Genomic DNA, 19699 nt, shown 5'->3' on the forward strand with positions numbered 1-19699 from the left:
GGTAACGCAGGTCTATGTTGAAGTTTGATAAGAAAAATGGAATGCATCTGTTTTCGTTGTTTCTCATCGTTGGTGCCTGCGTTTTTATGCTTGCGAGCTTTGCTTTTGTTCAACATCAAGCCAGAGAAACCGCTCAGATCTTGATAAGTGAAAGCTTGAAAGGAAAGTTCGTTGCCATTGAGAGGTACGTATTTGAGTTTTTAAAACTGCATGAGCAGAGACTTGAGCGCGTGACCTCTCACCCTGTTACTAAAGGTGCAGTCTTAGAGGGAGTGAGTGATCAGAGTGCGTTTAAAGATCAACTTGAGCTGCTCAAGTCTTCTGGTTCGACCGCTTACGTAAACATCTATGATTTCTCGGGTGGTAACGTTTATCAGGAGATAACATTGCCTGACGTTGTGCATACCTTCATCACGACCGGTATCGAAAACGAGGCTCTAATGGAAAAGCCTTCGTACTCACTCTACCAACATGCTGGCAGTGATTACCTCCTTGTAAGCTCGCCGATTTTTTACAATGGTTATGCTGAAGGGCTAGGCACTTATGTTACGTCACTGAATGAAAGTGAGTTTTTCGAAAGCTTGGGCACTGACAGTATGCACTGGTTTGGCATTGCCCAAAACAGACTTAATTGGAACATGCAAGCTCCTAACAATTGGACGATGGATAGGTTTCCTATTGCCGGGACTGATTTGTCTTTGTTGTATTCTGTCTCGCCACAACTTGTCATTGATGCAGAATCGAATTTAACGGGCAGCCTGTTTGTAGGGATGGTGATCGCTACTAGTTTGACATTGTTCGTTATGTTCATTTTTGGGCGACGAATTTTAGTCTCACCATTTCGCAAGCTAGCGGAATCTGAACAGCAGCTTTATGAGCAATCTGAGTCGCTAAAAATACGTGAGGCGGAATCGGCCCGTTTAGCTCGAGTGGTGAAACATATGCGCGATGCTGTGGTGTTCACCGATCTCGATTCCAAGGTAACGTGGGTCAATGGGGCATTTGAGAGGCTTACAGGCTATTGTCTGTCAGAAATGATCGGTAAAAAGCCTGGAGATGTGCTTCAAGGCGATGAAACCGATAAGCGAACCACACGAAAAATAAGACAAATGATAGATCGCAGAGAACCTGGATTCTTCGAGCTACTGAACTACAACAAGGAAGGACGTTCATACTGGATAGAAATTGCACTGACACCTTTATACTCTACGCATGGTCAGATAGAGGGTTTTATGGCGGTTGAGAGGGATATTACTCAGCGCGTAGAGTTGGAAGAATCTTTGAAGATTAAGGCGATTGAAGCAGAAGCGGCAAACATCGCAAAATCCCAATTCTTGGCGGCAATGAGTCATGAGCTGCGAACACCAATGAATGGTATTCTTGGCGTTGGTGACCTCCTCAAAAATACGCCACTCAGCCAGGAACAACAGGAGTATGTGGATACATTCCTCGGCTCAGGAAAACACATGTTAAACGTGCTGAATGACATACTTGATTTCTCTAAAATTGAAGCGGGTAAGCTGGAGCTAGAAAAAGTTGAGTTTCTGCTGAAAGATGTGGTGGAAAGGCTGACTCGACTTTATGCCCCATTGTGTGCAGAGAAACAGCTGGAGTTTAAGTGTGAGTACTCTCAATCTTGCGAACGTGCGCTAGTAGCAGATGAGACTCGCATACTACAAATTCTGCAGAACCTGCTAAGTAATGCCCTCAAATTTACATCTGAGGGTAGCATTGTGTTGTCTTTAAATGTGGTAGAGCAGAATCAGGGTATTGAACTTCATATTGATGTTTCCGATACCGGGATAGGTATTAGCACAGAGAAACAGTCAGCAATTTTTGACCCATTTTCACAGGCTGAGAGTGATACAACCAGAAGGTTCGGTGGTACTGGCTTAGGTTTATCGATAACGAGGGACTTGGTTCAGGCTATGAATGGCACGCTTAATCTTACCAGTGAGGTAGGTAAAGGGAGTAGTTTTACTATTGTGGTTCCTGTCGGTTTGAAAAAGGTGCGTCAGGGCAATAATAAACAAGAACGACTCTCTCCTTTTGACGGTACTGGACTGAGGGTGTTAATTGCTGAAGATACTCGAGTTAATGCGCTGGTCCTAGGCAAATTTCTTAAAAATAAAGGCTTTGAGTATGAAGTGGTTGAGAATGGTGAACTTGCGGTTGAGAGAGTTCAACAACAACACTTTGATTGTGTCTTAATGGATAATCATATGCCGGTAATGGATGGCATGAAAGCAACAAAGACCATTATGTCGCTCAATTTAGCCAATCCCCCCGTGATTATTGGCTGTACAGCGGATGCGTTCGAAAAGACGAGAGAAAGGATGATTTCTGAGGGGTGCGCGGACGTGATCACAAAGCCTATTAGCTCTGACAAACTGGATGAAGTGTTTCACGCAACGTTAAAACCTATAGAAGCCAATACGATGCGTGAAGCATGATCACTTCGAGTTATACATTTTCTCGAAATTTCTGGGGTTCCAGCCAATCATATAGCGATCACCAATTTTGAGCACGGGTAATGAACGTGCTCCAATAGCATCTAGCTCTTTTCTGCCCCGTTGCATTTTTGCGTTGGTTAATCTGTACGCATAACCCTTTTCGTCTAGGTACCGCTGTGCATCTTTGCAGTGAGGGCATTTATCCTTTACATACAGCACAAGTCTTTTCATTGTTAATGTCCTACCTCTTTCTTTGCAGCAGAGTGTAATGAAAAGACAGTGAATGGCAAGTGTGATTCAGGTAGACTTACTCGTCTCCAATTTAGCTGACTGAAACTTATCCTATGAACCCAGCGCTTCGTTACATCCAAGGTTACCCTGAACATATTGTGACGCCTGTGACTCAGATGGTAGAGTCCGGCCGCTTAAAAAATTGGTTTGAACAGCGTTATCCAGACAACCACACCATAAAGAGTGAGAAAGCGCTGTTCGACTATACAATGGCGCTGAAAAACCGCTATATGAAGAAGACGGCGCCTTTGAGCAAAGTCATCTACGACAACAAAATTCACCTTATCAACAATGCTCTGGGGCTGCATACCTATGTGGCTAAGGTTCATGGTGGAAAAATAAAATCAAAGAATGAGATTCGTATTGCTAGTGTGTTTAAGAATGCACCGGAGCCATTGCTTCGTATGCTAGTGGTTCACGAGCTTGCCCATCTTAAAGAAAAAGAACATAACAAGGCCTTCTATCAGCTCTGCTGCTATATGGAGCCTGACTATCATCAACTTGAGTTGGATGCTCGCTTATTTATGATTTATCTCACTACGAACAAGTAGCATACCAAATCAGAATTCATTTTACCTTTGTCGTTTAAAAGTTCGCTTTTCTTTATTTATTATTTAATATCAAGAGAAGATTTGAACGAATTTAACTCTCCAATACTCACTAAGCTGAATATAATTTAATTATTTATTTGTTTTTAAATTGTTATAAATTTAAATTTTTCTGGCCGCTAGGATTTAGTGGTGTTTTTATAACTAAATGAAAGGAAATAGATGATGAATAGTGCAAAACTAAAACAGAGGCTCTCTAAGCTAACAAAACGGTTAGACCACTCAGTACCAGATCCTGACAAGCCTTCCCCAGGCAAACCAAACGGATAAAAGATGTTACTTTTTTATTTAACTGTTATGCCGATATATATTTATTGGTATATAAGTGATAGGTTTAAATATTATTTCAGAAATTGAAGATAAATATTTTATTCTTTTGTGCTTTTCAAGAGATCGAATAATAGAGAATAGAACTTATCTAACAGATAGTGGCTTTGATTTTATCCAGCCAGCTCAAACCGATATTATAATAAGCATACTCTAGTTATTGTTGTGATATATTTATTTCTTATAATTGAATCTTGTTTGGTTTTAATGAATAATGTCGTAAGTTTCTATTTTAGTATCGCTATTTTTGAAGGTTCAAATAGTTCCTCCATGATGGCTATATCTATCTTCATTGCGATTGCACCAACGGTTTATCTCAGTTTTATTGCTGGTCGAATTGTTGATAGAATAGGACAGAGCCAAGTGATAATCTCTTGTAGTCTATTGTTGTTATTTGTTTATTTAATTTTGGCAATATCTTCTTATGAAGAAAGTTTGACTATCACATTAATACTTTTTTTTATATTTATCAGGGCAATAATTTCCTCTTTTCATGACATTGCGATAATGGCTTGGATTCCGGAGAAAGTAGAGGAAAAAAATTTAAGAATTGCTTATGGATTTCAAGGTTTTTTCAATAAAGGTGCGTTGATAATAGGCCCTGTCTTAGCAGGAGTTATTTATAATGATATTGATTCTTCATCAGTTTTGATTGTTTCCGCTATATTGTCCGCTTCTTCACTTTGGTTGGCTTTAGTATTGGCGGAATGGAATAAAGGCGATCTTGTTACTAAGAATAAAATAGACATTAGATCTTGCCTTAGCTTTCTAGCTGGTAAACCGAAGTTGAAAGCATCACTTTTCTTTTTCTGTGCTTTCAACACTGCAAATGGTATTGCGTCAGCCTTTTTGGTTGCTTATGTTTTAATGGTTTTTGGTTCGTACGAGCAAACACTTTCACTCTATAACTTTTTAGTCGCTGTAGGGACATTGGCTGGCACTTTATACTCGATAAAAAAGCTAAGTATTGAACCTTTGTTCTTGATAGGGCTAACGACATTGTTTTGTGCTTTATTAGGCAGGTTTGCGATTAGCTTTACGGCTAGTTTAGTAGCCTTCAGCATATTCGTCGCTGTTCGTTCTGCTTTAATTCCCATAGGGAATATGGCGAACCAGATTCTTTGGGTTGAGCAAACTGAAAAGGACTCAAGAGCAAGCTTATTTGGCTTTCGTCGCCTGATTGGGCAGGGAGTATACCCTGTGTCCATTCTTATGTGTGCAATTCTCATTGAGTATTATGAACTTAGCTCTAATGTGGATTTTTTAAAAGGGATGTTTATCGTTAGCGGGATATTTGAAATGTTGTTAGCAAGTATCTTGATAGTGTACTCACGTAAGATAAACACTCTGTGCAATAAGAACTAGTTGCTTACGTAGTGAAACAACTACAAATTTTGCTAACTTTTTGTATTATGTACCTCTGTTGTGTTAGAGCCATGTGGAATGGTAAGTAACACTCTTTTGTCAATAGAAGTACATTTTATGCCCCCTTCAAGTCACCCCCATAACGCAATTAAACCTTCAGGAAAAGGCACGCTGAACGCTAGCGAGATGAAAGTCTTTACGATCAAAGGGCAGAAAGGTCTGCATAAGCGCAATTTGCACCAAGGGCGATATGATTTCGCAAAACTCACAGCGGCACTGCCAGAGCTTAAAAAGCATATCGTGAAGAATCCCAAGGGCGAGTCGAGCATCAATTTTTCCGATCCGTTAGCGGTTAAATTGCTTAATAGGGCTTTGCTTGCTCACCACTACGGAATCACAGAGTGGGACATACCACAAGGTTATTTGTGCCCACCTATTCCTGGGCGTGCAGACTACATTCATCGTCTCGCTGAGATATTAACCAAAGAGAGCAAAAGCCTGAAACATAATCAAGTTCGTGCACTAGACATCGGGCTTGGGGCTAACTGTATTTACCCTATCGTTGGTGTGACTCAGTATGGCTGGCACTATGTAGGCTCTGATGTTGATGTTGTTTCAGTTGATAATTCTAATCACATTGCCCAGTCGAATAAGGTACTGAGTGGGCGCGTTGAAGCTCGATTGCAAAAAGATAGCCGTCATTTCTTTAAAGGCATCATCAAACCAAACGAGTTCTATGACGTAACCACCTGTAATCCGCCTTTTCATAAGTCACTAGAAGAAGCACTGCAAGGCACAGAGAGAAAGATCAAAAACTTATCGTCCAGCAAAAGTAAGCGTGGTCAGCCTTCTGAGCAAATGAAAGTTAAGTCGTCACCTATACTTAACTTTGGTGGACAAAAAGCAGAGCTCTGGTGCCCAGGTGGCGAGGCCGCGTTTGTAAAAAACATGGCGTTTGAAAGCCGTGATTTTGCGCAGCAAGTCCTGTGGTTCTCTACGTTGATCTCGAAGAAAGAGAATGTACGATGGATGCGAAAAAACCTCGAAAAAGCGGGTGCTAAAGAAGTGAAAGTGGTGGAAATGAGCCAAGGGCAAAAAGTGAGCCGATTTATCGCTTGGACATTTAAAACGGAAGCCGAACGCCAAAAGTGGCTGAAACTTAAGAGCTAATCTTGTCGAAGACTTAATGGAGGGTATATGGAGTTTGAAATTTATATGCCCTGTGAACCTGATTGGCTGTGCGACAGTCTACTTGTTTTTTTTGCGCTTCTGTTTGTCTCTGGCCTACTCGGGTTTATTTATATTGTTTACAAAGAATATCTCAAAATTCAGCGCGCTTCGCGAGTCCGCCATCGCCGTAAGATTCCACTCTCCCAACGGAAAAAACGATAAACTTGTCGAGAAATTTATCGCTTGGGTAAAGCGGAACGTCGACGTTTTTTGAGCTCTAGCTCGACCATGAGCCGATGTGATAGTGCCTGAACGCCAAACTGCTGATGAAACAGTGTTAGACGGTTTTGCGCTGATTCATATTTTCCTTGATTTATTTCCAATTGCACTAGATTTAAAATGGTCTGCGGCCGGCTCGGATCATGAGCGATCGCCCGTTCAAAGAAACGAGTGGCAGTCTTTGGTTGGCCTGCTTTCAATGCGCAAAATGCGGCATTCTCATAGCTGTCGGCAACATAATAATAATTGGGTTGCAGTACCGCTCTTTCGAACAGTACGCTCGCTTCCTGATAGCGAGATTGCTTGCACAGAAAACGACCATAATCGTTGAGCAACTGCCCATTGTCAGGATGTTGAGAAATCGCTTTTTGAAACCAGTATTCTGCGAGGGTGAACTCTGAAGCTTGGTCGAGATAATGTGCCATCGCCAATTGAGCACGATAATATTTTGGTGCGTGATCCAATGCTTGCTGGAAATTCTTTCTTGCTTTCACTCTATTGCCTCGTTGCAAATAACCAAAGCCTAATGTGACTCGTGCATCGGCCTTATGTTGTGCATCCGAGGTAACCAATGGAGTGTCAATTGTGACACAGGCGGGTAAAAGCATGGTAACGACGAGATAAAAGAAGCGCATAACATAGCTGAAGAAAGTTCCGAGTATCCTGAATGTATAACGAGGTTTATCCGGTCTGGTAAAAATGAACGTAATCATGCGAGTGACTTGGTAACTATGCTAGAAAATAAAGGAGAAGAAGTGTGAGAAAACAGGTCGTTGGTGCAACCGTTTTAAGCTTCCTCGCTGGGCTATCGATAAAGTCGTCCATTGCTTCAGATCTGGATACCACCACTCATTTTGCTCGCAGTGGTGTTGCTTATGTAGCAAAGGGCAACCAAGCCAGCCATTATCGGTTGATCTTCATACATGGTTCACCGGGTAATAAAGAGGGGTATGAAGCGTATCTTAAAGATGCATGGTTGCTGGAAAATGCCGAGCTTATCTCTATGGATCGTGTAGGGTATGGCCAGTCTCCAAAAGCGCTCGCAGCGGATTTGGATTCGCAGTCAAAGTCGATAGAGTCCTTACTTGCTAAAGACAAAGTTAACATTCTCATTGGCCATTCCCTTGGTGGCCCAATTGCTCTGAATCTTGCCCTAATGTTCCCCAATCTTGTACAGGGGATGGTGCTGGTGGCGCCTGCCTTTGATCCCAAACTAGAGGAACCCAAATGGTATAACGAGCTTGCAGATACTTGGTTGGTCAGTGTGTTTTTGTCTGACAACTGGAAAAAGTCGAATGGAGAAATGATGCCGCTGGCTGATGAGCTTTCCAAGTTGAGCAATAAAGACTGGGGCTTACTGGACTCAGTGCCTGTGACTTTGATTCATGGTGATGAAGACAATATTGCCGATCCAAAAAACTCAATATTTGCGATTCAGCGCTTAACAGGTACAGAGAAAAAACTCATAGAGGTGCAAGGGGCGGGGCATTTTATTTTGTGGCAAAATACCCCGAAGGTGATTAACGAGATCAAAAAACTAATCAGTATCGCTGACTTCAATCGTCCTTAGTAAAGTTTGCTTCACTGAAGTGATCCAGATCGTAAGGCGTTTGCTGGTAAACACAATAGTTGAGCCAGTTTGAGAAAAGTAGGTGGCCATGGCTACGCCAGCTCGCGATAGGTTTGTTATCTGGGTTATTGTTTGGGTAGTAGTTCACCGGAATGACGGGTTCCATACCTTCACCAAGATCCCGAATATACTCGTTATGAAGTGTAAACGCGTCATATTCGGGATGGCCTGTAACGAATACATTTCGCTTGTCTTTTGTTGCGGCCAAATACACACCTGCAACATCCGAGGTGGCGAGTAAATCCAAATCAGTATGCTCGGCTAGATACTCTGGAGAAAAGTCAGCATATCGTGAGTGGGGCGCAAGAAACGTATCATCGAAGCCACGTAGTATCGGGTGATATGGCTGATGAATTTGGTGGTGATAAACTCCGGAGAGTTTTTCTTTACGTGTGCGTTTTGGCAAATCATAAAGCAGTTTTAAACCGGCTTGCGCAGCCCAACAGACGTACAGGGTTGAGGTAACATGCTGCTTCGCCCAACTCATGATTGCTTGTAGATGCTCCCAGTAGATAACATCTTCGAACTGGACTAAGCCCAGAGGAGCACCAGTAATAATCAGTCCGTCGAAGTTGCGCCCTTTCACCATCTCAAATTGACGATAGAAGTTATCAAGGTGTTCGGTCGGCGTATTATTGCTTGGTCTGTCATCAATACGAAGTAGCTCAATATCGACTTGAAGTGGACTGTTGGAAAGTAAACGAAGAAACTGAGTCTCGGTTTCTATCTTCTTCGGCATAAGGTTTAGAATCAAAACCTTGAGTGGTCTAATTTCCTGAGTCGATGCCCGAGATTCAGGCATTACGAAGATGTTTTCCTGACGTAATACATCACTGGCAGGTAATTGGTCGGGGATCTTGATCGGCACAGCTTTCTCCCTAAGCTTTTTTGGACGTCTATACTTCCAAAGTTAACTCAAACGAAATGAGATGTCGATAGCATTTTTATGCCTATTTACGCTAAGATCAGCGCTTCATTATTCGATATAACCATTTTTATGACCTTAAAACTGACCATTGTTCGCGGCTTGCCTGGCTCAGGGAAAAGTACTCTGGCTAAAACTCTAGGTGTGAATCATTACGAAGCAGACATGTACTTTGTTGATGACAACGGTGATTATGAATTCAGACCAGAACATATTGCCAAGGCTCATGATTGGTGTCAGTACATGACGCGAGACAGCTTGCTCAATGGGCAAAGTGTGGTTGTGTCGAACACGTTTGTCATGAGATGGGAAATCGCGCCTTACTATCAGATGGCACAGCGATACGGTGCCGAGTTTGAAATCATTGAGTGTAAAGATAACTATGGCAATATTCACGGGGTAACATCGGTTACTATTCAACAAATGAAAAAACGGTGGCAAGAATGGCGAAAAGATCAGCCATAGTAGAATTGACGTCTTACGGCATCTATAGCAAGTGGGACTCGAAGGCAAAGCATCTACCGAAGATACAGGAATTTACAACAAAAGTGCCAGCCGATCCGGATATTGAATTTGGTTTGATTGTCAATATCAAAAAAGCCAAAGGGCAAGTTATTGAGTACTGTATTGAACACCCCGGAGTGTTAGGGAAAAAGGGCCAAGTGTTGGATCCTTTTACAGGTGATTTGCACATTGGCAGTAACGACTGGGATTTTTATCTCGGTGATACCATCCAACTATTGGATCCGATTCACGGCTTTGACTCCAATATTGGCAAGTGGCGAATGACTATTGAAATGAGCGGCAAGCTCATCGCTGATAAAACGTTCGATATATACAGCCGCGATGAGGGTGAGTTTTGGAAACGGCGAGGGTTTTAAAAATAGCGCCCGTGTGTCGCACTGGCGCATTTTATAACCACGACTGTTTTAGCGCCTCTAATTCTAGAGGCTTAGAAAAATAGTAACCTTGCAGATAGGAAACGTTCATTGCGCCGAGATACTGAACTTGTTGCTCTGTTTCGACGCCCTCAGCGATCATTTTCACATCGAGGCGATGACCTAAATCAATAATAGTGTTCAACACAGCCGAATTAACCGTCTCTACACCAATAGTATCGACAAAACATTTATCAATTTTTAAGTAGTCAAATTGGGTCTTCTGAATGACGGAAAGAGCGGTATGACCAGTACCAAAGTCGTCAATTGAGATGAGAATACCGCTTTTACGCAGTTGAACGAGCGCAGAGCGACCTTTGTCGTCAAGTATTTCACGTTCTGTCACTTCTACGGTTAACTGAATCCCAATATGCCTGAATTGCCTAGCATAATTTTGTAGGCTGGTAAGATGTCTGTCTTCATGCAGATAGGAAGGAGGAACATTAATTCCTAAATGTATACCCTTGAAATTCGCTATGCTCTGAAGATCAGCTAATGCCCGCTCTAGTACATAATCAGTGATAGTATTTATAAGCTGTTGGCGCTCGGCTAGCGGTATAAAAACATCGGGTCTGATTAATCCTAATGTAGGGTGCTGCCATCGAATAAGTGCTTCAAGGCCTGTCAGAGTTTCTGTTTGACTATCTACAATGGGCTGATAGGTGAGAAACAGTTCTTTTCTTTTTAATCCTTTCTTTAAATCATCGGCCAGACTATCTCTATTTCGTATATGAGACATGACCGCGAATAGAGTGATTGAAATCAGTAGTGAAAGAGGGAGACTGCTAAGTCCATAAAAAATCGCCCGCCTTTTGATGAATGTAGGACTTGCTTCGACCAAAAGAGAGAAGCCATAAAGAGGTGATGTTGATATGTAATGAAGCGTATCTGACACAAAAATTCTATCTGCAGGATACACTTTTTGGCCAAATCGAGCTGTAATAAAACTGAGCTTATCATCCTCTACCTTACCCAGCCTTTCGACCAGATAGTTTTTGTCAACAATGGCAAAGGCGCCACTGTTATCACTGTTATCTTGTGCGGTCACAACGACCATTGTTCTTTGACGCGGATCCCCCTTAATATCGAAGAGAAAAACGCCGGATGCCGCTTCTTTGCGCTGAAATACACCTGTTAAATCTAAGTGAAGCTCGCCACGTTTAGAGGAGCAGATTGCAATGCCATCCTGAACAATAATTAATTCTCTTAGGTAGCTTTCAAACAGAAGGTCTTCTTGAATGGATTTACAACGTTCAGGGTACCTCATCGCCTGAGCGTTCTCGTCTTTTAGTTCAGTGATGACATCTTCTATTCTTTCTTGAAATGTCACAGCGATGTTTTTTAAACTGTCGTTAATTCCCTGATAGGCGAGATAAAGTGAGGCAGGGAAGACAATGACAAGCGGTATCAATATATAAGCAAGCAGAGATTTGGTTTCAAAAGTTAAATTGAGCAAAGGTGCTGTTTTATTCATATTGGATAATTGCTTGTGATGAGGCTTAATTGGATTCTAGTATATAGAACCGATCATAGATTATAACCTGCCATTTGCATCAGCTGATCGATTCTATGGCTAACTAACCAAAATCTGATGTCGGCCAGAGTTTATTATTGCACATGCAGTGAGGGCTGACATGACTTTAACCTTTGTTAACGCCATTTCCGATAGCTAACTAAGGCTAGCCCCCCCCATAAAACGCACTGGAGACAGAGTAAAATCCATTGGGAGGAAATCTGATCCCAAGTGGCCCCCATTTGATTCAATGCGAGAAACCCCTGAATAGCGGGAGTGCTAGGAAAAAGTTGTGATATCCAGATTATCGGTGTTGGGATACTTTCTAATGGCCAGATAAAGCCTGCACTGAAAATTAAAGGCATAGAGCTTATGAGTACCACCAAGGTGACGAGCTCTCGTCTTGGAACGATTGTACCGAGCCAGATGCCGATGGCGCAGGATGCAAAAAGAAATGGGAACAATAACGCCGCTAGCTGAGTGATATTGGCTAGTTGGTTGACGCCATGCATCGAGAAACTTTCCCCGAAGTAGAACATGCTCAGGAGATAGTAAATACCGATAAGCAGGCTGAATCTAACCAGAAGCAATGTGATGGGTTGGGTTGAGCTCCAATAACCTGTCCCGTTTTTTTGGCTGCCTGTCACCAAGCCAGAAGCCATCGCCATTGTCTGCTGCAGAATGAGAACAAACACCGCAGGAACAACGTAATCGATATAACCGAGACGCGGATTAAATGTCGGTTTCAGATTGAGTGTGGTTACAGCATATTGCTCACTCGCCAACGCCATAGGGGTGCCGTCCAAGAGCAAACGAGAGACCTTAGTTTGTGCGGCCAGTGTTCCACCAGCTTGGGCCAATCCCTCAACGATGGTGCCGTAAACCAAAAAATAGGAAGCATCTCCGGCGAAAGAGAGCGTTGGGCTTTTTCCTAACAACAAATCTTTATAGAAATGTTCAGGAATGACTAAAAAACCACTGACCTCACCGCTGAGAAAAGCTTGGTGCGCTGATTCGATGGTGTAATCTCGTTGAACAACCTTGGCTTGTGGTGTCGCATCCACCATGCGTTCCAGTTTGAAGCTTATCTGGCTTTGATCAAGGTTAACAATGCTGATTTTTTGCTCTCTCGGGGTTTGTTGGCTATACGGGAGCGGGTAGAGGAAAGAATAAAACACAACACCTCCAAATACCGTGAGCATTACAACCGGATTTGTTAGAAGCGCTTTGAATTCAGCGTAGAACACTTCTTTAAATGTCATTTGGCCCCCTTTATATTGAGGCTGTGATGGTGGGATAGATGCTTGTTGATCAAAAATACCGATAGTAATGCGGGCAGCAGGTACCCTAACATTGGTAACAGATGTAGCGCCGTGGTAACCCCAAGTTGCCCATAGCTGACTTGGCTTACTTGAGCCTCGATGTAATGGCTGATAGGGAGCAAACTTCGCCAGAACTGTGCGATTGGGTTCATGTCAGTGACTGGAAAAGTGATGCCCATAAAAGCAAAACTGGGCGCAGTAAATGCCCCTGCAAAACTCATTGCGCGCGCAGGGTCGAGTGTTAAAAAGAAGAAAAAACTGCCCATGATCATACAGGCTATCACTGTCAGCCCTTGAGCAAACATCAGCACCAGTAAACTGCCATTCATTGGCCAATCAAAACCCAGATAAAACCAGCAAAGAAAAGTGAAACCTTGCGCCATAAATACGGGGAAATAAGGCAGCAATGTGTAAAACCACTGTGTGGTTGGGGCTCTGTTTAACCAATGAGCCAAACCTCTGTCTCTGTGATTGGCGGTCAACACTAATATGGTTGAAACCACGATGATGATTTGCCACAAAGCGGGAACAATTGCAGAGACTAGGAATTGAGCATAGTTGGTGTTTTTGTTAAACAGAGGTGTAATTTGCGTTTGCACTGGAAGTGCATTGCCTACTGCAGAGCCCAAGGTATGGTTTCCTTTGGCAAGCGCTTTTGATGCATCAATGTGCGCATTGAATGTCGTGTGGGCTTGTAATAACGCTGAGCTGATTAGCTTACCAATCAATATCGTTTGGCTGTTGTAGAATGCACTCACCTTTGGAGGCAGGCCGCGATAGATGTCTTTGTCAAAATTATTCGGAATAATCACGTATGCATACACTTGGCTTGAAACCAATGCATGCTTTGCTTGGGAAATGTCAGTAAAGTGATGAGCGACAGACAACGTGGAGGTCGCATCATAGTTGCGACTAAGCTGTCTTGAAAGTTGACTATGGGATAAATCGACAATGCCAATGGGGAGGTCTCTTGCGATACCTTGAGAGAATATCGCCCAGATTGATACGACCAAAACAAGCGGTATCCATGTCAGACACGAGAGCAACCATCGGTCTCGTTGCAGTATGCGCCACTGCGTGGCGAATAAATCAGCCATGTTACAACTCAACAACCAGACTCATGCCCATGCGCAGGGTATCCTTGTGCGTCAATGGGCGAGCCTCGACCTCAAATGTGCGTAAGTCGAAGCCTTGTGAGGCATCGGTTGAACGCCAAGTGGCAAAGTCACCCATGACGGCGATATGTGTCACTTCAAATTCCAGTGAATGGCCAAGTGCGGGTAAATAAGCATTGAATCGCTGACCTTTAGTAAAATGACGAAGCTGATCCTCGCGGACATTCAGTACTGCCCAGGAGTCGTTCGTATCAATGACGGTTACGACAGGAAAACCTTGAGGAGCCAGCTCACCACTTTGCAATAGTACTTGTGAGACTTCCCCTTCAAACCAGCTTTCGATTTGTGTGTCTTGTGCATAAGCTTCGACTTCGGCAACGGCGCCTGCTGCCATGCGTGCTTTTTCTGCAGCCGCAACCTTGGTTTCGTCGCGAGCGCCTTCATGAGCCATCTGGTACATTTGATAGGCGGCACTTTCGGTGTATTTTGCTGCATCCCATTGAGTTTTGGCTTCATCGCGCTTTTGTTCAGCGACGACGCCATCTTTGTAGAGATTGTTAACCCGAAGGTAGGTCTTCTCCATTAATTGAGAGGCGGCTTTGGCTTTCTGCCATTGATCTTTTGCCGCTTGAATTTGCTGTATTCTTGCGCCTTTTTCTGCTTCTTGAGCGAGTGCGCCTGCGGCCTTCTGACCAGCAATGGCTTGTTCCAGTTTAGCCTCTATTTCTGGGCTATGGAGAGTGAAGATCAACTCGCCTTTTTCTACTTTGTCACCTTTGCGAACCAGCACCTTGTCGATACGGCCCGGTACCTTGGAAGAAATGCTGTATTGTTGTGATTCAATTTGCCCCTGCAGACGCACTGGCTTTGGTTGATAGGCTTGATAGAAGCTGTACCCAATCCAAGACGATATGGCTAAAGCTGCAACAGTCAGGACAATTGGTTTGGCTTTTTTCATCTTGGTATCCTAAAGGTTTGAAGTGTTGATAGAGGCTTGCTGATATTGCTGAAATGTGTTCATTTCGCTCGATAAGGCAAGAAGCTTTGATAATGATATTAAGTAGTTAAAGCTTGCAGCTGATTTCTGTGTCTGGATACTGGCTAAGTAAAGCTGAGCATCAACGACGTCCGTCGAGGTAGAAAGGCCTTGAGAAAAAGCTTTCTCTCGTAGTTTGATGTTTTCTTCAGCCAGCTCAATGCTGGAGTTAAGTCCGAGCACTTCTTCCTGAGCTTGCTGCGCTTCTAGATAAGTCTTTTGCACTAGCACGGTTAAATCTTGTTTGGCTTGTGCTTTGAGGTACTGCACTTGAGATACAGCACTATGAGCCGCTTTAACTTGATCCGAGCGACCGGTTGACTCAATGAGTGGAATACTGACGCCAACGCCAACCAGCCAATCTGGTTTCATCTGACTAGCGAGTGAGTCGTCTTCATGCAGGCTGTAATCACCATACAGGTAGACCTCAGGGTAATATTTCCCTTTTTCTGCTTTGATCAGACTCCGAGCCTGCTTCTCTTTTGCATCAAGCAACGACAAACCCGGGTAGGTGATGAGAGTTTGGTTAATGAATGCGTCCATTGGGGGGAGTGTGTCGTTGATAAACAGATGGTCGCGTGGCTCAACCGTTGAAGATTGGCTGAGTATTTGAGTCAGCGCTGTCTGTGCGATATCAAGATTCTTTTGTGCCTTCTTGCGTTCAATGGTCGCTTGATCGAGTGCGGATTCTGCTTGAAGGCGTTCAACTCGAGCAATTTGTCCCTGCTGCTCTAATTTAAGTGCGTTGTCCCTGTGTGTTTTTAAGCCGCTTTCTACCAACTGGCGTGTCTCGACCACTTCTTTCGCTAGCAAGACACTAAAATAGTATTTGCTTAAGTCTTCGTACCGCGCTTGAGTCTCCATAGCGAGTTGGCTTTGCGCTTCCTCTGATTTACCTTGTGCGGCTGATTGTGCTGCAGTAATTCGACCACCAGTAAAAATAGGCCAAATGGCTCTGATAGAAGACGTAAAAATGTCCCGTTCGGTAATCGTAGACGTTGTATTACCTAGATCGGTAAACAGTTGACCGAGACCTGAGAGTAATGAAGGAGGGAGTGAGAGACTACCAACACTGGGTAAGGTGCCATGAGTACTTTCAAGCAATTGGTTGCCCGATAGAGTGACATCGGTATCTAAGCGCGTGTAGTTTGCCCCAATCGTCACTGATGGTAGGTTCAGGTTAGCCGTCGCATTTTCTAAGTGTTGATATCGGTCAACATTCGCTCTTTGTGCAGCTAACGAATTGTTTTCGTTTTGCAATAGCTGCCAAGCTTCACTAAAACTGATTGCCGCAGAATGGGCTGCAAACGGGAATGAGCTAAGGCAGCCAATTATCAAGGCAATAGGACGCAGCGACATACAATGAACTCTACTTGTAAAAAATAGAGTATAAACTCTAACTGATATTGTTGGCAAATAGAGGTAACAAAGGAGGCTAAATTGCCTCCTTAGAATGGGTGTTTATTGCTCCGCTTTAACAGGACTAGGTTTTAGTCTTTGAAACAGCTTAACGATAATAGGGCTAAACAATACCAATACGGCTAACACGGTAAAGGTCATTGAAATAGGTCTTTCCCATAGGAAGCTGAGTTCTCCGTCACTGATCATTAATGCCCGACGTAAGTTCTCTTCCATCAATCCGCCAAGGATAAAACCAAGCAACAGTGGAGCGAGAGGGAAATTAGCTAGCCTTAGTGCAATGGCACCTATCGCAATCAACAACATGATGAAGACATCCATAGTGTTGAATGACACTAGGTAAACACCAGTAATAGAGAAGAACAAAATCATTGGTAATAGCACGGTTCTAGGGACTGCCAACAACTTGGAAATATAAGGAATCAGTGGCAAGTTGAGAATAACTAAAACAATGTTACCAAAGTACATCGAGATGATGACTGACCAGAAGACGTCAGGATGCTCGACAAACAGACGTGGGCCCGGTTGGATACCATAAGCAATCAGTGCGCCTAACATGATCGCTGTTGTGCCTGAACCTGGAATACCCAAGGTTAAAAGCGGTACAAATGAGCCACTTGATGCTGCATTGTTCGCTGACTCTGGAGCAACCAACCCGCGGATGCTGCCTTTACCAAATTGTTCTTTTTTATCTTTAGGTGCTAGGTTACGTTCCATACCATAGCTCAGAAAAGCTGCGATAGTTGCACCAGCGCCTGGCAACACGCCGGTAAAGAAGCCCAATATGGAAGAACGAATCGCAACAGGCGCGACCTCTTTGATTTCCTCTTTGGTGACTTTCATGCTGCCAATGTCACTCATTTTGCTTTGTTCTTCGTTGCGAGTGTCTTTTTCTGGTTTAAGGATGCCCATTAAGGTCTCGCCTAATGCAAAAGTCGCCATAGCCAACAGCAGGAAGCTGAATCCATCCATTAAGTCTGTCAGTCCAAACGTGAAGCGCTCAACACCAACGCCTTTGTCGATACCTACCGTGGACAGCATCAGTCCTAGAATGGTCATCATCCAAGCTTTGATGACCTGACCCTTACCAGCAAAGGCCGCAACGGCTGATAGGCCTAATAGCATCAGTGCGAAGTAGTCAGATGACTGGAAGCTAAGTGAGACGCTTGCGAGAGCAGGCGCCGCGACAAGCAGCATAATCGCGGATAGAGTACCACCCGTGAATGACGAGTAGGCAGCCAGTGCCAGCGCTTTACCTGCCTGACCTTTCTGTGCCATTGGGTAGCCATCAAAAGCGGTCACAACGGTAGAAGAACAACCCGGAGCGTTGATCAGGATAGAAGAGGTCGAGCCGCCAAACACGGCACCGTAATACACACCAGCCATCAAAATTAGACCTGATGAAGGATCTAAGCCGTACGTAATGGGTATCATCAAAGCAATGGCTGAAATTGGGCCAAGGCCAGGCAACATACCGATGAAAGTACCAACGAAACAACCGACGATCACCATCATGATGTTCATCGGCATCACTGCGGTCGAAAGACCTTGTAAGATTCCATCTAACATTTGCTATTCCTTACTGTTTACGACCACATGGTGAAAATGACGCCCGGTTCTAGATAAATATCCAGTCCTTGGGTGAGCAGCAGATAAAATGCGATGACAAAAGGAAAAGAGGCTCCGAACAGGACTTTTTTCCGACGTTCACCTAGCAGGTAAAAACCTGCGAGTAGAAATAATCCCGTTGCGAGTACAAACCCAACGTAAGTTAGCCCTAAACCGTAAAACGCCATTAACGCAAGAAAAGCGATCAGCAGTTTCCAGTTAAAATCCACTACTGCGCCGCTTAGTTTATCCGCTTGACCTGTCACCAGAAGAATCAGAGATAAACCAATACCGATAAAGGTCAGTAGTGTGGGCAAGGTGCGAGCCGTGAAGGGTTCATATTCGTCACCGGGAAAAAGAGGAATTTGTGATGTTTGGTAGCCATAACAAAGGCATACTAAAAGAAAGATCATAGCGCCGACGCGATCGCGACAAAGCAAGTTCTCTTTTGAGAAAAATTGACCTTTGTTGAAAGAATTCGTTGGCAAGTCCGACATATCCAACTCCATTTGCATTCACATTGAAGGAAGAAAAAAGCCGTACAAGAGGGATTAATGAGCATGTATCACTAACCAATAAGCCATTTGCTGCTAGTCAAAGAGGCTTAGCTGTTTATTTCTAAACAGAGGAGATTGTGTCGTTATCTCAGGTACGGCAAAAGGAAAAGAGGGCAAGTGCAAGTTTGCCCTCGACAGGATTACTTAAGAAAGCCCAATTCACGCATTAGGTCACCCATTTGCTTTTCTTGATCTTCAAGGAAAGCGTAAAACTCTTTATCTGCCTTGTAGTTGTCAATCCAGCCGTTGCGATCTCGAACCACTTGCCACTCGTCAGTGTTATACATTTTCTTAAGTGCAGTGTTCCACTCATCCAGTTTCTGTTGGCTTGTACCTGGAGCGGCAAAGAACCCACGCCAGTTAGCAAAAACGGTTTGGTTTCCGTACTCAGTCAGAGTTGGAATATTTGGTGCTGCTTCTAGGCGCTTAGGCGCTGTGACCGCGAGGATCTTAACTTGCCCAGATTTTGACATTTCAAGTACTTCGCCGAGACCTGTTGAGAGCAGTTGCGTTTCGCCAGAGAGTAGAGCCGCCATGGCTTTGCCGCCTGCATCATAAGCGATATAGCGCACTTTTCGTGCATCGAAACCTTCGCCCTTGAAGGCTGCTGCTACGACTAGGTGGTCCATACTGCCACGAGCGGATCCACCGGCAATTTTGACCTTGCGAGGGTTAGACTCGAAATCTTTAACCACGTCCTCCCATGTGTTGTACTTGGAATCAACAGAGGTCACGATGGCGCCATAATCTGCAATAGTGGCTGCAACAGGCGTTAAGTCACGGAATGACTGAGGGAAAATACCTGTCAGTGAGCGTACTACGATCGGAGTTGAGTTCACCATTAGCGTATCTTCTTGACGCTTAGCGGTTTCAATTAGGTGAGCAATGGCTTTACCACCACCACCTCCGGATAAGTTTTGGAATGATACGTTATCGACAATATCTGACTTAACGAGTACATCTCCTGTACCACGTGCTGTCATATCCCAGCCACCACCAGCACCTCCGGGGATTAGGAAGTGTATTTTTTCAAGATCAGCTGCAAAAGTGTTGAAAGAAAAAGACGCAGCGATGATTGAAGCTGCCAGTGTTGGCTTGAGTACCTTAAACATGATTCACGTTCCTTATGTTCAGGTGCATCTT

The 19699-nt window shown here is 43.8% G+C and carries 18 protein-coding genes; 7 read left to right on the forward strand and 11 right to left on the reverse strand.

Translation table 11 applies throughout. The annotated features are described in order from the left end of the window. Window positions 1–14 precede the first annotated feature (14 nt). Window positions 15–2453 (forward strand): hybrid sensor histidine kinase/response regulator, encoded by a 2439-nt coding sequence (locus TW84_RS12830; RefSeq protein WP_045976036.1) that lies wholly within the window; start codon window positions 15–17, stop codon window positions 2451–2453. Here the strand turns inward: TW84_RS12830 and TW84_RS12835 are convergent, their stop codons facing one another. Beyond that, complete coding sequence (locus tag TW84_RS12835) at window positions 2454–2684, reverse strand: glutaredoxin family protein (RefSeq protein ID WP_045976037.1); 231 nt, start codon at window positions 2682–2684, stop codon at window positions 2454–2456. It abuts the gene before it with no gap. 113 nt (window positions 2685–2797) lie between these two features. On the opposite strand from TW84_RS12835, the gene TW84_RS12840 reads away from it, so the two are divergent. The 3 genes from TW84_RS12840 (at window position 2798) to rlmF (ending at window position 6214) form a co-directional block, all read left to right on the forward strand. Next, the gene (locus tag TW84_RS12840; protein WP_045976038.1) at window positions 2798–3295 is read left to right on the forward strand and encodes a M48 metallopeptidase family protein; all 498 of its coding nucleotides are present in this window, start codon (window positions 2798–2800) and stop codon (window positions 3293–3295) included. A gap of 549 nt (window positions 3296–3844) precedes the next feature. Beyond that, complete coding sequence (locus TW84_RS12845; RefSeq protein WP_275041672.1) at window positions 3845–5044, forward strand: MFS transporter; 1200 nt, start codon at window positions 3845–3847, stop codon at window positions 5042–5044. Between the two features lie 117 nt (window positions 5045–5161). Then, window positions 5162–6214 carry a 23S rRNA (adenine(1618)-N(6))-methyltransferase RlmF gene (gene rlmF / locus TW84_RS12850; protein ID WP_045976040.1) on the forward strand — a complete coding sequence of 351 codons (1053 nt, stop codon included), beginning with the start codon at window positions 5162–5164 and terminating at the stop codon, window positions 6212–6214. A 236-nt stretch (window positions 6215–6450) separates the two neighbouring features. On the opposite strand, the gene pilW is transcribed toward rlmF, so the two are convergent. After that, on the reverse strand, window positions 6451–7206 hold the full coding sequence (pilW, locus tag TW84_RS12860) for a type IV pilus biogenesis/stability protein PilW (RefSeq protein ID WP_240478181.1): 756 nt from the start codon (window positions 7204–7206) through the stop codon (window positions 6451–6453). Window positions 7207–7250: 44 nt separating this feature from the next. On the opposite strand from pilW, the gene TW84_RS12865 reads away from it, so the two are divergent. Beyond that, complete coding sequence (locus tag TW84_RS12865) at window positions 7251–8063, forward strand: alpha/beta fold hydrolase (RefSeq protein WP_052707924.1); 813 nt, start codon at window positions 7251–7253, stop codon at window positions 8061–8063. On the opposite strand, the gene metA is transcribed toward TW84_RS12865, so the two are convergent. Beyond that, on the reverse strand, window positions 8050–8991 hold the full coding sequence (metA, locus tag TW84_RS12870; RefSeq protein WP_045976043.1) for a homoserine O-acetyltransferase MetA: 942 nt from the start codon (window positions 8989–8991) through the stop codon (window positions 8050–8052). The genes TW84_RS12865 and metA overlap by 14 nt on opposite strands. 78 nt (window positions 8992–9069) lie before the next feature. On the opposite strand from metA, the gene TW84_RS12875 reads away from it, so the two are divergent. Both TW84_RS12875 and TW84_RS12880 read left to right on the forward strand, forming a co-directional pair. Then, a complete protein-coding gene (locus TW84_RS12875; protein ID WP_084720231.1) occupies window positions 9070–9513 on the forward strand; it encodes an ATP-binding protein in 444 nt (147 codons plus the stop codon). Beyond that, window positions 9492–9929, forward strand: coding sequence for a DUF3859 domain-containing protein (locus tag TW84_RS12880; RefSeq protein WP_045976044.1), 438 nt, complete (start codon window positions 9492–9494; stop codon window positions 9927–9929). The genes TW84_RS12875 and TW84_RS12880 overlap by 22 nt, the downstream gene beginning before the upstream one ends. A gap of 31 nt (window positions 9930–9960) precedes the next feature. Here TW84_RS12880 and TW84_RS12885 read toward each other — a convergent pair whose 3' ends face one another. The 8 genes from TW84_RS12885 to TW84_RS12920 all read right to left on the reverse strand — a co-directional run bounded on the left by TW84_RS12885 (window position 9961) and on the right by TW84_RS12920 (window position 19668). Continuing rightward, window positions 9961–11460: an EAL domain-containing protein gene (locus TW84_RS12885; protein ID WP_045976045.1), complete on the reverse strand. Its 1500-nt coding sequence runs from the start codon at window positions 11458–11460 to the stop codon at window positions 9961–9963. 176 nt (window positions 11461–11636) lie between these two features. Beyond that, window positions 11637–12761, reverse strand: coding sequence for an ABC transporter permease (locus TW84_RS12890; RefSeq protein WP_045976046.1), 1125 nt, complete (start codon window positions 12759–12761; stop codon window positions 11637–11639). Next, window positions 12758–13918: an ABC transporter permease gene (locus TW84_RS12895; protein WP_045976047.1), complete on the reverse strand. Its 1161-nt coding sequence runs from the start codon at window positions 13916–13918 to the stop codon at window positions 12758–12760. The genes TW84_RS12890 and TW84_RS12895 overlap by 4 nt, the downstream gene beginning before the upstream one ends. A gap of 1 nt (window position 13919) precedes the next feature. Further along, entirely contained in the window at window positions 13920–14894 is a 975-nt protein-coding gene (locus tag TW84_RS12900) for an HlyD family secretion protein (RefSeq protein WP_045976048.1), read from the reverse strand. A 9-nt stretch (window positions 14895–14903) separates the two neighbouring features. Beyond that, the gene (locus TW84_RS12905) at window positions 14904–16331 is read right to left on the reverse strand and encodes a TolC family protein (RefSeq protein WP_045976049.1); all 1428 of its coding nucleotides are present in this window, start codon (window positions 16329–16331) and stop codon (window positions 14904–14906) included. 102 nt (window positions 16332–16433) lie between these two features. After that, complete coding sequence (locus TW84_RS12910; RefSeq protein WP_045976050.1) at window positions 16434–17960, reverse strand: tripartite tricarboxylate transporter permease; 1527 nt, start codon at window positions 17958–17960, stop codon at window positions 16434–16436. A gap of 17 nt (window positions 17961–17977) precedes the next feature. Further along, complete coding sequence (locus TW84_RS12915) at window positions 17978–18496, reverse strand: tripartite tricarboxylate transporter TctB family protein (RefSeq protein WP_045976051.1); 519 nt, start codon at window positions 18494–18496, stop codon at window positions 17978–17980. A gap of 200 nt (window positions 18497–18696) precedes the next feature. Then, window positions 18697–19668: a tripartite tricarboxylate transporter substrate binding protein gene (locus TW84_RS12920; RefSeq protein ID WP_045976052.1), complete on the reverse strand. Its 972-nt coding sequence runs from the start codon at window positions 19666–19668 to the stop codon at window positions 18697–18699. Between the last annotated feature and the right edge of the window lie 31 nt (window positions 19669–19699).

This window comes from Vibrio neptunius (assembly GCF_000967495.1).
Classification (GTDB): Bacteria; Pseudomonadota; Gammaproteobacteria; order Enterobacterales; family Vibrionaceae; genus Vibrio; species Vibrio neptunius.

What these genes read in the sequence shown, in the direction of transcription:
- TW84_RS12830 (WP_045976036.1), top strand. Translation starts at nt 15, where the DNA reads ATGTTGAAGTTTGATAAGAAAAATGGAATGCATCTGTTTTCGTTGTTT.
- TW84_RS12835 (WP_045976037.1), bottom strand. Translation starts at nt 2,684, where the DNA reads ATGAAAAGACTTGTGCTGTATGTAAAGGATAAATGCCCTCACTGCAAA.
- TW84_RS12840 (WP_045976038.1), top strand. Translation starts at nt 2,798, where the DNA reads ATGAACCCAGCGCTTCGTTACATCCAAGGTTACCCTGAACATATTGTG.
- rlmF (WP_045976040.1), top strand. Translation starts at nt 5,162, where the DNA reads ATGCCCCCTTCAAGTCACCCCCATAACGCAATTAAACCTTCAGGAAAA.
- pilW (WP_240478181.1), bottom strand. Translation starts at nt 7,206, where the DNA reads ATGATTACGTTCATTTTTACCAGACCGGATAAACCTCGTTATACATTC.
- TW84_RS12875 (WP_084720231.1), top strand. Translation starts at nt 9,070, where the DNA reads ATGCCTATTTACGCTAAGATCAGCGCTTCATTATTCGATATAACCATT.
- TW84_RS12880 (WP_045976044.1), top strand. Translation starts at nt 9,492, where the DNA reads ATGGCGAAAAGATCAGCCATAGTAGAATTGACGTCTTACGGCATCTAT.
- TW84_RS12885 (WP_045976045.1), bottom strand. Translation starts at nt 11,460, where the DNA reads ATGAATAAAACAGCACCTTTGCTCAATTTAACTTTTGAAACCAAATCT.
- TW84_RS12890 (WP_045976046.1), bottom strand. Translation starts at nt 12,761, where the DNA reads ATGACATTTAAAGAAGTGTTCTACGCTGAATTCAAAGCGCTTCTAACA.
- TW84_RS12895 (WP_045976047.1), bottom strand. Translation starts at nt 13,918, where the DNA reads ATGGCTGATTTATTCGCCACGCAGTGGCGCATACTGCAACGAGACCGA.
- TW84_RS12900 (WP_045976048.1), bottom strand. Translation starts at nt 14,894, where the DNA reads ATGAAAAAAGCCAAACCAATTGTCCTGACTGTTGCAGCTTTAGCCATA.
- TW84_RS12905 (WP_045976049.1), bottom strand. Translation starts at nt 16,331, where the DNA reads ATGTCGCTGCGTCCTATTGCCTTGATAATTGGCTGCCTTAGCTCATTC.
- TW84_RS12910 (WP_045976050.1), bottom strand. Translation starts at nt 17,960, where the DNA reads ATGTTAGATGGAATCTTACAAGGTCTTTCGACCGCAGTGATGCCGATG.
- TW84_RS12915 (WP_045976051.1), bottom strand. Translation starts at nt 18,496, where the DNA reads ATGTCGGACTTGCCAACGAATTCTTTCAACAAAGGTCAATTTTTCTCA.
- TW84_RS12920 (WP_045976052.1), bottom strand. Translation starts at nt 19,668, where the DNA reads ATGTTTAAGGTACTCAAGCCAACACTGGCAGCTTCAATCATCGCTGCG.